The sequence below is a fragment of the Porphyromonas gulae DSM 15663 genome, from assembly GCF_000378065.1.
GTDB lineage: Bacteria > Bacteroidota > Bacteroidia > Bacteroidales > Porphyromonadaceae > Porphyromonas > Porphyromonas gulae.
This window is the reverse complement of the sequence record NZ_KB899186.1, coordinates 1-13461: the sequence shown is the minus strand read 5'-3', so window position 1 is coordinate 13461 and position 13461 is coordinate 1. Positions and strand designations below refer to the sequence as shown.

Sequence of the window (13461 nt, the reverse complement as noted above, 5' to 3'; positions counted from 1 at the left end):
CTTGAGGACACGATTCTCTTTACGTAGTTGCTCCAACTCTTCTTTTTCATTGAGTGTCAGCTCACTCTGGGGGGATTGGGACGCTTTCATTGGAACTGGATGAACTTTATCTTCGAGTCCAAATTTACGAAGCCATTGAGGAATAAGACCACGACTGATGCCATATTTCCGTCCAATGGCACCTTGGCTCTGTGCCCCCGAGAGGTAATCCTCTAGGATGGCAAGGCGTTCAAAGTTGCTTAAATGTTTGCCCATAATGGATACTGGTTGCATCCCGCCAACTGTCAACTTTTTTCAGTACACGTCAATTGCTCCGACATCGCACCATCGGGCAGTGGCGGATCGGCTTATGGCCTATTTACCAAACGATTAGGGGGTATACGGCTATTTGCGTCCAAGTGGTTGCAAATGGATGAACCAAGGGCTTCTAACCTCATTGGCACGGGACCGGAGAAAAATTTATTTTGGGCGGATTAACTATGGAATTATTTAATATCTTTGTTTCTGTGGTTTAGCATACCACAGTCGGTATTTATATAAAGGAAGAAGTCAAGTATACAACTCGAAATCACTTGAAACCAATATGAAGAAGGAAATCAAATTCAGTCTGATGTACCGCGACATGTGGCAGTCATCAGGCAAGTACCAACCGCGAAAAGATCAACTGGAACGCATCGCTCCGGTTATCGTGGAGATGGGCTGCTTTGCGCGAGTGGAAACAAATGGGGGGGCATTCGAACAGGTGAACCTCCTGTACGGAGAGAACCCCAACAAAGCTGTGCGCGCCTTCACCAAGCCATTCAACGAAGCGGGCATTCAGACCCATATGCTGGACCGCGGACTCAACGGCCTTCGCATGTTCCCCGTGCCGGCTGATGTGCGTCGCCTGATGTACAAAGTGAAGAAAGCCCAAGGAGTGGACATCACGCGTATATTCGATGGTCTGAATGATGCTCGCAATATCATTCCATCCATCAAATATGCACTGGAAGCCGGTATGATCCCGCAGGCTACGCTTTGTATCACGTTCTCTCCCGTACACACAGTGGAGTACTACTCCAATCTGGCCGATGAGCTGATCGCAGCAGGAGCACCGGAGATCTGCCTGAAAGATATGGCCGGTATCGGGCGTCCTCACTTCCTCGGTCAGCTGGTGAAGTCCATCAAGACCAAGCATCCCGATGTGATCATCGAATATCACGGCCACTCAGGCCCCGGCTTCTCTGTCGCTTCCATGCTGGAGGTATGCGAGAATGGGGCTGACATCATCGACGTAGCTATGGAGCCTATCTCTTGGGGCAAGGTGCATCCGGACGTGATCACCATCCAGCAGATGCTCAAGGATGCCGGCTTCAAAGTGCCGGAGATCAATATGGATGCCTACATGAAAGCCCGAAGCCTGACACAGGAGTTTATAGACGACTTCTTGGGCTATTTCATGGATCCGTCGAACAAAGAAACAAGCTCACTGCTCGTGGGATGCGGTCTCCCCGGCGGTATGATGGGATCTATGATGGCCGACCTGAAAGGGGTACATGCAGGTATCAATATGTTCCTCAAAGGAAAGGGCGAACCGGAGATGACCATAGATCAGCTGCTGGTACGTCTCTTCCAAGAGGTAGAATATGTGTGGCCGCGCCTCGGCTATCCTCCGCTGGTAACTCCTTTCAGCCAGTATGTGAAGAATGTTGCCCTGATGAACGTGTACAACATGATCCGGGGCGAAGGGCGTTGGCAAGCCATCGACCAGAATACATGGGGTATGATCCTCGGCAAATCGGGTCGTTTGCCCGGCAAACTCGATCCGGAGATCATCGCTTTGGCAAAAGAGAAGGGAATGGAATTTTCGGATGCCGATCCTCAGCAATTTTATCCTGATGCCTTGGACGAATTCCGCAAGGAAATGGATCAGAACGGCTGGGAGTATGGCCCGGACGACGAAGAGCTGTTCGAGCTTGCCATGCACGACCGTCAGTATCGCGACTATAAGAGCGGTGTAGCCAAGGAGCGTTTCAATGCCGATCTGGACAAAGCCAAAGCCGACCGCATGGCTAAGCAGGGATATAGCGACGAAGACATCAAAAAAGCCAAACGCGCCGGATGCGATCCGATCGTAGCACCCTGCTCCGGACGACTCTATTGGGAAATCGATACGGAAGAGCCATCCATCGCTCCGGCTATCGGTGCCGAATATCGTACCGGCCAGCCGTTCTGCTATATCGAGAACCAATTCGGCTACATCGAGAAGGTCTATTGTACATTTACCGGCCGTATTACAGAGGTAGTGGCACAAGGTACTGTGGTAAAAAAAGGCGATGAGATCGCTTATCTACGCACGGCTGAAAAGGAGATCATGTGGGAGGGTGCGAATGAGCATATCGTTCGTGTCGAGACCATGCCTGAGCCACGCAAGCGCACTACCAAGTCGGCCAAGAAGAGCTAATCCGCACTAAGACACGCGGTATTCGATTAGGAACAAAGGCTGTCGTGGAGGTGGTGGTATCTCCTCGGCAGCTTTTATTTATGGAGGATATAAAATATGAGTGACTGGAAGAACAGACTGGGGGTCATGTACAGTACGAATCCCGATTTCCAATACGAACATGAGGATAGCGAAGAGGTAGCCGAGACGCTTCCTCCGGAGAAACAACGCCTGCGCATCACGCTGGATCGCAAGCAGCGTCGGGGCAAAGAGGTCACCCTTGTGAGGGGATACGTCGGCTCGGACGACGATCTGACCGATCTGTCGCGTCTGCTCAAGCAGCGATGTGGAGTGGGAGGAGCAGCCAAGGACGGAGAAATAATCATCCAAGGCAATCAGGTCGAAAAGGTGAAAGAGATACTACGAAGTTTGCACTATGGTGTGAAGTAGTGATTAGGTACTCCCCTTTTTCACAGCACAATCATTTATCCGCCATCTTATTTTTCGGCTCTTCCTCCTCAGAGGAAAAGCCAAGCCTCGACAGGATAAAGAGCGGATAGAGGCTTTTGAGTTTTGGTATTGTCAAATAATATGTCTAAGTTAGGGGCAGAATAATAAACTGATTGTTGAACCACAAAAAAAGACGAAATTATTCCCATGACTAAGACAATCACATTCAATGAACTGAGAAGAATCAAAGACAGCTTGCCCGATGGTGCTATGCAACGCATTGCCGATGAGTTGGGGCTGCGAGTGGAAACCGTACGCAACTATTTCGGCGGTGCCAATTTCAGAGAAGGTCGTAGCTGCGGTGTTCATATCGAAGCAGGACCGGAAGGAGGTATTGTTGAGTTGGACGACACAACTATCTTAGAGAGAGCTTTGTCTATGCTGGGCGAAGCCAACGCATAGTCTTTGGGGCAGCGCGTTTCCCAAATAATAAACTCGGAGCCACTTCCGGTCTGCAATAAGAAGCGACCGAAGTGGCTTTTTTGCGAATAGCGCACAGATACACAGCACGAAAACAGTGAAAATGACACGATAAAGAACTAACCCTACAACACGTTTATTGATATGAAAGAAGAAAAATTAGTGACCCTGGCTATTCACTCCTATGAGAAAGCCCAGATACTGAAGTCTCTCCTCGAAACCGAGGGCATAGAAGCGTATCTTCACAATGTCAATCAGATACAGCCCGTTATCTCTGCCGGTGTTCGGGTGAGAATCAAAGAGACCGATCTGCCTCGTGCTCTCAGTATTATAGAGGATAACAAATGGGATCAGGAGGATCCCAAGAAACGAGCGAAAAATACGGAGGAATATGTGCTCATCCCTGTGGACTTCAGCGAATATACGATGAAGATATGCGAACTGGGCTTCAACTTTGCAGCCCGTCGCGGTCTTCGGGTCGTATTGATGCACGTCTACATCAGCCCGTTTTTCTCCACGCCGCTTACTGTAGGCGATACTGCGGTATTCCAGCTAAGCAATGAGGTCAGCCTTCGCAAAGAATACCAGCGTGTACAGCGTCTGATGAACAAACTCAAGAAGGAACTACGCGAAAAGATAACGCGCGAGGAACTTCCCGAAATATCTTTCTCCTCTGTCCTTTTGGACGGTGCTCCGGAGGATGTCATCCTTAGTTACTGCAAGCGGCACAGACCTGTAATGATCGTTATGGGTACACGAGGCAAATCCCGCAAAGATTCGGATCTGATCGGAAGTGTTGCAGCCGAAGTAATTGATTCGAGTAAAGTACCGGTATTGGTTATTCCTGAGGAAGTACCCTTCAACGATCTGAATCAGGCCAAGCATGTAGCAGTGGCTACCAGCTTCGACCAACGCGATCTGGTGCTCTTCGATGCCATGATGAAGCTGCTGGACAAGAACAACCCTTCGTACAGCATCTTCAATATCTCGGTGGGTACGCCGGAATGGAACCAAGTACAACTCAAAGCCATCAGGGAGTACCATGCGCATCACTATCCCGATGCCACGATCAAAGTGAGCATGCTGGACGAAGGAGACTTCTCCCTCGCTTTGGAAAAATTCATTCGTCAGGAAAAGGTGGATATGATTGTGGTCAATACCTATCGCAGGAATTTCTTCGCCCGTTTCTTCAATCCAAGTATGGCGCGGCGAATGCTCTTCCATGCCGGAACTCCCCTTTTGGTGATGCACAATTAGTGCCCATATAGCTTTTCAGCCGAGGAGGCTCGAATCCGCCCGCAAGAGCGATAAGGCTTAACAGGACGACATCCTCACATAAGGACTGCCCGAATATCGAATGGCAGTCCTTTTTTCATTTGAAACAGGGTATTCAAAAGGGCGATAACGCCCAAAGATCTGAGCGTTTTTTCTGTCCTGAAAAGCCGTGTTTACAGCCAAGAGAAGTGTGCTTTTGAGCACATTTGCAGTATGTATATTTGTGTGAAAGTGCGGAGTTCTCGTTTTTTTTTCTGTAAGTTTGTGCCGAACAATTATGTTTTAACTCAAGATTCAGCCTGATGAATGCAGCTCATGACGCTGATATTTTTGATGTGCTAACGCACTTGGAACGCCTCTTTGGTGATAGAGAGAAACTCTCGGAATTGACCCCAAACGAGGCGATTGAGATTTTTGACAGACTGAGTCGTATCAACGGCATGCTTATTCGTGAAGCATCGAGGCAAAAGGAGCAAACGACGCAGACCGTTGGGCTAACGGAAATAACACCCCAAGAGGGAAGACAAGAGGAGAGACCCTCTCCTGCAGGCTTCGATTTGCAGAAGATAGTCTCTACGTTGGATTTTTTTCGCTTTAGACGGGAGTTGTTTCAAGACGATGACAAGCTTATGCGAGATGTCTCTGCCGATCTCCGATTGCTGTCGTCAGCGGCTGAAGCTATGGCCTATTTGCATCAGCGGATGCAATGGGAGGCAGAGGATCCGACGGTAAATGACTTTGCGGAAGTAGTGTCGGATTTCTTCCGTAGAAGGAGCTGAACCGTAGGATTTGCGATGGAAGGACGTTTGACAGTCGTGCCGACTCCTATCGGCAATTTGGAGGATATTACCTTGAGAGCCTTGAAGGTACTGCGCGAAGCAGACCTGATTTTGGCCGAGGACACGCGTACCAGCAATGTACTGCTCCACCATTACGACATTCACTGTCCGCTCCAGAGCCATCATAAGTTCAACGAACATCGTACGGCCAAGGCATTGGCCGAGCGGATATCCGGAGGTGAACGTATAGCTTTGATCTCCGATGCCGGGACTCCCGGGATCAGCGACCCCGGTTTTTTGCTTGTCAGAGCATGTGCCGAATTGGGTGTAGTGGTAGAATGTCTGCCCGGGCCTACGGCATTGATTCCGGCTTTGGTAGCAAGCGGACTCCCTGCCGACAGATTTGTCTTCGAAGGTTTTCTGCCTGTCAAGAAAGGCCGCCAAACCCGAATGAAAGAACTGGCCGAGGAGCTCCGGACGATGATATTTTATGAGTCGCCCCATCGGGTGCTCAAGACTCTGACCCAATTTGTGGAGACTTTCGGTCTCGATCGACCGGCTGCTGCATGCCGGGAGCTGAGCAAACTCCACGAAGAGGTGATCCGCGGAACACTCGCGGAATTACTGGCTCACTTCGAAAACCACCCTCCAAGAGGAGAATTCGTCCTCATCGTAGGTGGAGCTGTCCCGAAAAGGAGAAACGAAGGAAAGCAATAAGTTAAGAATGAATAAAGTGTCACGCTAATAAAAGTATTACGAACATGAAGAAGAAACTGTTTATCGCCACAGCGCTAACTCTTGCCTTGGTATCATGTGGAAAGAACTCCAGTGCCTATAAAGAGCTGAAAATGCAGTACGACTCTATTGCAGCAGTAAACAGCCAACACGAATCCGAATTGGCAGAGATGGACTCCATTATCAGTGGAATTCTGACCAACTTCCAAGAAATCTCTGCCATGGAAGGCATGATCAATCTCAACCCTCTGAGCGGAGAAATTCGTGCCAGCCAGCGCGATCGTATCAATGACAATATGAGACTGATCAATGAGAAGCTCCAAGCCAACCGCAAGAGCATCGACGATCTGACTGAGAAGCTCCAAAAGAGCGGACGTGAGAACAGCCGTCTGATGAAGACTTTGGCACAGCTGCGCCAGCAACTCGAAGCAAAAACTCAGGAAGTAAACCAGCTGCGTGAAGAATTGGAGCGCAAGAACATCGCCATCGGCATGCTCGACTCCACAGTTATTTCGCAGGGTGCTCAACTTGAGAGCAGCGCGAGAGAGAACGCAGCTTTGGCAGAACAGAATGCTCGTCAGGATCGCGATCTCAATACCGTTCGCTATTGCATAGGGACAAGCAGCGACCTGAAAGAAATGAATATCGTTCGTCGCGGTCAGGTATTGACCGAAGGACACAACGATTCATACTTCACGAAAGCCGATTTGCGCAACCTGAAGGTGATCCCGCTGATGGCCAAGAAAGCAAATGTACTGACCAGCCACCCTGCGTCATCATACGAATTGATTCGCGGCACAGATAAGATGCTCACCCTTCGCATCAAGGATCCTCAGGCTTTCTGGAAAAACTCCAAAATACTCGTTATCCAAACCAATTAATCAGGCGGATCCTTTGAAGTCCTGTATATAGGACATTTCCATAAAGAGGGTGTGTCGGAACGCAAGTTTGGACACACCCTCTTCTCTTGTTTCAGAAAGATAGAGGTGCGGAGTTCCGGCAGATAGGCTCGAAGTAGTCCTGTGTGCAAGGTGGATATATCTGTATCACCGGTGTAATACTGCATACTGCTGCCTCTGCCGTTTTGCTTCTCTCCTTCCTTCCGGCACTTCGGGTTTGGCCGCATCATCAAGCACTCATTCCGCTTTTTTCATGATAAAACATCTTTTTATCGATCTCGACGATACGCTTTGGGACACTTATCATAACAATAAGAGCAGTCTCGAAGAACTATATCACACACATGCATGGGATAGATATTTCGAATCGTTCGAAACCTTCTTCGGCATATATTGGCCTCACAATGAAGCACTTTGGTCTGAGTATCGGTTTGGACAAATCGACAAGCCCACACTTACTTTGGAGCGATTCAGACGACCTTTTGCAGGACATGTCGCTCTGTCCGACGAACAAATACTGGCTTGGAATACAGAATTTCTATCCATAACGGGACGGAAAACGCGGCTTTGTCCTCATGCTTTGGAGACGGTGGAGTACTTACACCGATACTACAATATCTATATCCTCAGCAATGGTTTTCGTGAAGTCCAGCATGCCAAACTGACCAATAGTGGTTTGGCCCCCCATATAGACCGTGTGATTTTGTCCGAAGATGCAGGCATCAACAAGCCGAACAAAAAAATATTCGACTTCGCTTTGGTCAAAGCCAAAGCCAGGAAAACGGAAAGCATCATGATTGGGGATAGCTGGGAAGCCGATATAGTCGGGGCGGCGAATGCCGGTCTTGCCTCTGTCTGGTACAATCCGAACAAACACACATCACCTGATGATAGCATAGGAGCACCCATGCATATTATTTCCTCTTTGTCCGAGCTGATGCGGATATTCTGACCCTCTCACACCGTTTTTGTTCTTGACAAAGAAGGGACAAACCTCATCTCCGCTTATTCGGATGCATATCGGAATATCCCTCTTATCACCTGTTTGGATTCCTTCTCCCCAAACAGATTTTCTTTCTTATGGTGTGCTTCTTCGATCGGGTGTACTCCGGCTACATGTAGTTCTCGGAAGGGACAAAGCCAGCCAATCACTTTTCCAATCAAGAAAAGACAGCTACCAAACGATTGGGGCTATGCCGTGCTGGCGGAGGTATGAGTTGGCTCGGCTGAAATGCTTGCATCCGAAAAAGCCGCGATGCGCCGACAGGGGCGAAGGATGAGGTGCTTCGAGAATGAGATGGCGACGAGGATCGATCATGGCAGATTTTCGGCGGGCATAACTTCCCCAGAGGAGAAAGACGAGATGTTCTCTCTGTTTGGCCAAAGCTTCTATGGCCGCATCGGTAAAGGTCTCCCACCCACGTCCTTGGTGGCTACCGGCTTGGCCGGCACGAACCGTAAGGGTAGCATTGAGCAATAAGACACCTTGCTCCACCCACGGCAAAAGACTTCCTCCATCTATATGAGCCGGCTGTCCGGTATCGGTACGAATTTCTTCGCAGATATTGCGTAAGCTGGGAGGAATCCTGACTCCGGTCGGCACAGAGAAGGCCAATCCTTCGGCTTGTCCGGGTTCGTGATAGGGATCTTGTCCGAGAATAACGACTTTGACGTGGTCGAAAGGGCAAGTATCAAATGCGCGGAAAATGAATCGAGCCGGAGGGTAAATCGGGCTCTGCCGGTATTCTTCACGTACAAATTCCGTCAGCTTTTCAAAGTAAAATTTGCCAAACTCTTCCTGTAAAACCTTTTTCCAGCCTGCTTCAATTCGCACCTCTCTCATAATATTTTTTCTGTCTTATGTGAACGTGTACACGACCTGTCATGGACGAGACTTTACCTCGAAAGCCCCCACGGTAGCTGTCTGACGCGGTTCCCCATTCAAATCAGTGGGGAACAGTGCTATAATCGCAGGATCGGCTATTCCGACGAAAGGAGCTTTGGGCAGAGGATGATAGTCGTAGCGAAAGTTGTGTTTCTTTTTGATCAGGTCATACCCTACACTATAATAGATACTGTCCTCGGGGTTCTTCTTGTCAGCTTCCATCACATTATATCCGACATTGAGGATGCTCGACCGAGCACGCACGTAGCTATTGCGCATCGTTAGTTGTGCAAGTACGGAGGCTTCATCATCTGTCTGCGAGCCATCGGACAGACTGATCTCTCCCCCACTCTCTTTGTCTCCCTGTTTGACTACAGACCGACTGCCATCGACAATACTGTTGGACAAAACCAATCGGCTGTCCGACGAGGGGATATACGACCCACCGGCCACATCGGGAGCGAATGCCGTCACGTAGCGCAAGGCTTCCCCTTGGCGGTTGTCCCATCTATAGAAATTGCAAACAGTGCTTTGAGTCAATTCGCATACACTGCCGAAGAGGGCTACGGTATAGCCGAGGGTATTGCTGATCTCACTGTTCAGAATACGGATATAACCACCTGAAGCAGCCAAGCCTGCCCCTTTCATATTCGTCACCATACAGCCCTCCAAGAGCAGCTTAGGAGTGGTGACATCCTTGCCTCCTTCGGCAATGATTCCCCACCGGCCATTGCGGATGGTAGTATAGCGGAGCTCATTGCCATTGCTTTCTTCAGAAAAAAGGATACCGCCCCACTGCCCGGGGACGAAAGTATAAGGTACATCCTGCACGAGAAGATCGTGGCGCAGATTCTCTATCATCACTCGCTTGGCCGAATTGCCCTCCGCCATTAGGCGACCCCGAATCTTGATATGGGCTTTATTGGCCATCAGCAGACGGCATCCGGCAGGCAAAGTAAGGGTAGCCCCCTGCTGAACGACAAGACTATCGCGGAGCAAGGTGGGACGTTGTGCTCCGAATATCGTATCCCTATCGATAACCAAAGCAGTTACTTCGTCTACGTTCTGACGAAAACCCTGCAACAGGACATAGTCCGTACGTCCATTGATGAGGAAACGCAGAGAGTCTTTGACCTCGACCGGATCATCGCTCTCCCCTTCAGGGAAAGTGGCTTCGACGAAGATGAACATACTATCCTTCGGAAGGATGGTCAGATCGGAAAACTTGGTGCCTACATGTCCGTCCACATTCACACGATAGCCACGGCTTTTACCTCCCACCAGCTCCACTTCGCTCAGACGTAGCGAACGATTGAGCCGGTTGTACACCATGAATGTCCGAGTGGAAGAACTGACTCGGCTGAAAAGGGTATCGAACTTGATGGTATCGGCAGAAAATTCGGCACGATCCTCCGGAGACTCGGCATATTTGTCGAAATCATCCGAACAACTACCACTGGCGAGCACAAAGCCCACAGCAAGCAATATGACAGCTATCAATCTACTTATCTCTTTCATAATCCTATACAAAGCTAACGTAACCGAACGGTTGTTTGGTATCTTTCCGGTACCAAATTACTTTCCGAGGAGTCGTTTGTATTCGTCGGGATCATTGAGGAGATCGAGTGCTTTTATATATTCCTTATCCATGCGATTGAAGAAATAGAAGAAGTCGTCCTCCCCCAGAATATCACGTGCGATATAGGCATGGAGCTGATGCTTGATAAGCTCTTCGGCTTCAGCAAAAAGTTCGTTGCTCCATGTGATTTTCTCAGCTTCGGCAAATGTTTTCAGGCTTTCGGTCAGCTCTTCGGGAACGCTAAACGTGGCGTATGACTGTCTGTCGGGGAAGCGTTGGCGCAGTTTCTGACGATGTGCATCTACATATTTGAGTACAGCCCGATTAAAGATGCCCTTGTTCAACAGCTCGCGATGCAGCCTGTTGAACAAGGCTGTATCCGTTGGGATGAAAAGATCCGGCATAATGCCTCCCCCTCCATAAACGGTACGTCCCGTGACGAGAGTCTTGTAGCGAAGCGAATCGGGGAAACGGATGCTGTCGCTATGGATGGATTCACCGTGTTTGAAGCGACCGATCAATTCTTGTTCGTATGCTTTGAAATTCCCTTTTGCATAAGGTTTCTGGATACTACGTCCCGAAGGTGTGTAATATCGGGCTATAGTGAGCCGAATCATCGAGCCGTCCTGCAAAGGCAATGGACGCTGTACCAATCCTTTGCCGAAGGTGCGCCGTCCGATAACGACGCCCCTGTCCCAATCCTGTATTGCCCCGGCTAATATCTCACTGGCTGAGGCAGAAAATTCGTTGACGAGAACAACCAGAGGCAGATCCTTCGGCAAGAGCTTATTGTTCGGGGCCTCCATCCGCTCGCTGATCTGCGGAGTGCGATTGTTTCTGACGGTCAGCACTGTACTCCTTTCGGGCAAGAAAGCGCCGGCCATATCTACCGCCTGATCGAGAATGCCGCCGCCATTGAATCGCAGGTCGAGTACCAGCTGCTGCATGCCGCGCCCCCGCAACAGGGTGATCCCCTCGGCAAACTCTTTGTAGGTGGTGCGAGAGAATCTACTCAGCCGGATGTATCCGGTACGTTCGTCGACCATATAGCAGGCCTCGCGACTATGAACAGGGATCAGACCTCGCTTGACCGTGACGTTGAGTCTGTCGTTCCCTCGCCACACACCGAGTTTCACCTTGCTTCCTCGTGGACCGCGCAGGCGTTTCATCACGTCATTGGTCTTCATCTTGACACCCGCAATGACAGTATCATCCACTGACACGATGCGATCACCGGCCAACAATCCGGCCTTTTCCGAAGGACCTCCGGCAATCACCTGTACCACATAGACCGTATCCGTGAGCATATTGAACTGCACACCTATACCGTCGAATCCTGCATTCAGAGGCTCCAGTTCGCTCTTTGTTTCCTCCGCATCGGAATAAACAGAGTGAGGATCCAATTCGCTCAAGACCCCTCGAATGGCATATTCGGCCAGTTTGTTGTTGTCCACACTGTCCACATACAGGTTGCTGATGGCATACACAGCCGTTTCCAGCTTACGCAGGGCCTCTTTCATACTGCTACTGAGCTTCTGTGCGGATGCCGAACAGCCCAGCAGGAGCAAGAGTATAATCAATTTGCTTGCTTTATTCATTTTTCACGAAATCCTTTTTATTTCAGCGTCCAAAGATAGTACTCCTTAGCTCAAACGAAAAGTCTATGACCCGGAGCTTCCGTCTTGGTATTTATACACCTCAATACAGCTAATTCCGAAACGGCAATCCATTTCTCATCTATTCATTATATTTTTGTGACTGTTTTACATTTAGAGGAGATAATCGACACAATTAAATAACTAAAAAAGAAAGAGTATGAAAAGAATGCTACTGCTTCTCGTTGTATTATTGTATGGAATTGCAGGCCGATTGGCTGCACAAGACGTTATCAGACCATGGTCATTGCAGGTCGGAGCAGGATACTCCGATACGGAGAACATCCCGGGAGGATTCACCTATGGTTTCTATTTGGGAAAGCGTATGGGGAGCTTTCTGGAAGTGGGTCTGTCCATGTACAACTCCACACGTCAAACAGCCAACAATGCAGATTCCTTTGCGTCGAACGAGGGTGATGGATCTTTTCAGGTAAATATGTCTTCTCCGAATGAGAAGTGGTCATTCTTCGATGCAGGCAGTGCCAACTGCTATATGATCGTCGTCGGAGTCAATCCTCTCCATCTGTTTTGGCAGAATAGCCGGCACAATTTGTTTCTGGCAGTACAAGCCGGTCTGTCCAATAAGCACAATATCCATTTCATCTATGGAGACAAAGGAGCCAAAGTCAGTATCTACACCAATTCGAATACCTACATCGGTTACGGAGCGCGTGTAGCCTACGAATATCAAATTCATAAAAACGTGGGGGCAGGTGCTGCTGTAATGTACGACCACGGCAATAAGATGCTTACGGCCATGGCCACGCTCTCCACTCATTTTTAATCGCCGAAGCTCGATAGGACATCGCTCCGAAATCCGAGCTTTCGTAACAAAACAAAAAAAACCTTGCAGGAAGTTAGACCTGCAAGGTTTTTATTTGGACTTTGATCCAGAAAGGCACCTTTTGAGACCGTTATACAATAACCCTTCCCCCCTCATATCGATCAAGACAGATACATGCATTGATTTGACGAAGAAAGGAGAGCTTCATGCGATCTCTCTGCAAACCTCAAGTAATCTGAAAAACACTTAAGAATCAGCTCTGCGGCAAAAGACTTCAATGAAAGTCCTATAAAATAGTTGCAAACAGCTGATAGTTAGCGTATTGATGGGAGCAGAGTCAGCTGACAATCGCGTCCTGCATCGTGCAGGAAGCAAGAATCAACTGACAATCGCGTCCTGCATCGTGCAGGGAGCAAGAATCAGCTGACAATCGCGTCCTGCATCGTGCAGGAAGCAAGAATCAACTGACAATCGCGTCCTGCATCGTGCAGGAAGCAAGAATCAACTGACAATCGCGT

13 protein-coding genes are annotated in these 13461 nt (G+C 49.1%); 9 read left to right on the top strand and 4 right to left on the bottom strand.

Features of this window, described 5'->3' with window-relative positions; translation table 11 throughout:
- A partial coding sequence (locus tag F452_RS0109955; protein WP_018966053.1) for a helix-turn-helix domain-containing protein occupies positions 1–273 on the bottom strand: 273 nt, incomplete at its 3' end.
- A gap of 310 nt (positions 274–583) precedes the next feature.
- On the opposite strand from F452_RS0109955, the gene F452_RS0109950 reads away from it, so the two are divergent.
- The 8 genes from F452_RS0109950 to F452_RS0109915 all read left to right on the top strand — a co-directional run bounded on the left by F452_RS0109950 (position 584) and on the right by F452_RS0109915 (position 7992).
- Positions 584–2443, top strand: coding sequence for an oxaloacetate decarboxylase (locus tag F452_RS0109950; RefSeq protein ID WP_018966052.1), 1860 nt, complete (start codon positions 584–586; stop codon positions 2441–2443).
- Between the two features lie 96 nt (positions 2444–2539).
- A complete protein-coding gene (locus F452_RS0109945; RefSeq protein WP_018966051.1) occupies positions 2540–2872 on the top strand; it encodes a translation initiation factor in 333 nt (110 codons plus the stop codon).
- A gap of 207 nt (positions 2873–3079) precedes the next feature.
- Positions 3080–3334: a hypothetical protein gene (locus tag F452_RS0109940; protein ID WP_004583895.1), complete on the top strand. Its 255-nt coding sequence runs from the start codon at positions 3080–3082 to the stop codon at positions 3332–3334.
- Between the two features lie 162 nt (positions 3335–3496).
- Entirely contained in the window at positions 3497–4609 is a 1113-nt protein-coding gene (locus F452_RS0109935) for a universal stress protein (RefSeq protein WP_018966050.1), read from the top strand.
- A 320-nt stretch (positions 4610–4929) separates the two neighbouring features.
- The gene (locus F452_RS0109930; RefSeq protein WP_018966049.1) at positions 4930–5406 is read left to right on the top strand and encodes a hypothetical protein; all 477 of its coding nucleotides are present in this window, start codon (positions 4930–4932) and stop codon (positions 5404–5406) included.
- Positions 5407–5421: 15 nt separating this feature from the next.
- Positions 5422–6123, top strand: a complete 702-nt coding sequence (gene rsmI, locus F452_RS0109925) for a 16S rRNA (cytidine(1402)-2'-O)-methyltransferase (protein ID WP_018966048.1) — start codon at positions 5422–5424, stop codon at positions 6121–6123.
- Between the two features lie 44 nt (positions 6124–6167).
- Positions 6168–7022 (top strand): Cbp1 family collagen-binding glycoprotein adhesin, encoded by an 855-nt coding sequence (locus F452_RS0109920; RefSeq protein WP_018966047.1) that lies wholly within the window; start codon positions 6168–6170, stop codon positions 7020–7022.
- Between the two features lie 271 nt (positions 7023–7293).
- Positions 7294–7992 carry a YjjG family noncanonical pyrimidine nucleotidase gene (locus tag F452_RS0109915; RefSeq protein WP_018966046.1) on the top strand — a complete coding sequence of 233 codons (699 nt, stop codon included), beginning with the start codon at positions 7294–7296 and terminating at the stop codon, positions 7990–7992.
- A gap of 222 nt (positions 7993–8214) precedes the next feature.
- Here F452_RS0109915 and ung read toward each other — a convergent pair whose 3' ends face one another.
- Genes ung through F452_RS0109895 form a run of 3 tightly spaced genes read right to left on the bottom strand, consistent with a single transcriptional unit; the run spans position 8215 to position 12102 of the window.
- Entirely contained in the window at positions 8215–8883 is a 669-nt protein-coding gene (ung, locus tag F452_RS0109905; RefSeq protein WP_018966044.1) for a uracil-DNA glycosylase, read from the bottom strand.
- 39 nt (positions 8884–8922) lie between these two features.
- Positions 8923–10443 carry a hypothetical protein gene (locus F452_RS0109900; protein WP_018966043.1) on the bottom strand — a complete coding sequence of 507 codons (1521 nt, stop codon included), beginning with the start codon at positions 10441–10443 and terminating at the stop codon, positions 8923–8925.
- Between the two features lie 57 nt (positions 10444–10500).
- Complete coding sequence (locus F452_RS0109895) at positions 10501–12102, bottom strand: S41 family peptidase (protein WP_018966042.1); 1602 nt, start codon at positions 12100–12102, stop codon at positions 10501–10503.
- Positions 12103–12319: 217 nt separating this feature from the next.
- Here F452_RS0109895 and F452_RS0109890 point away from each other — a divergent pair, with 217 nt between their 5' ends.
- On the top strand, positions 12320–12943 hold the full coding sequence (locus F452_RS0109890; protein WP_004583881.1) for a hypothetical protein: 624 nt from the start codon (positions 12320–12322) through the stop codon (positions 12941–12943).
- Positions 12944–13461: the final 518 nt, after the last annotated feature.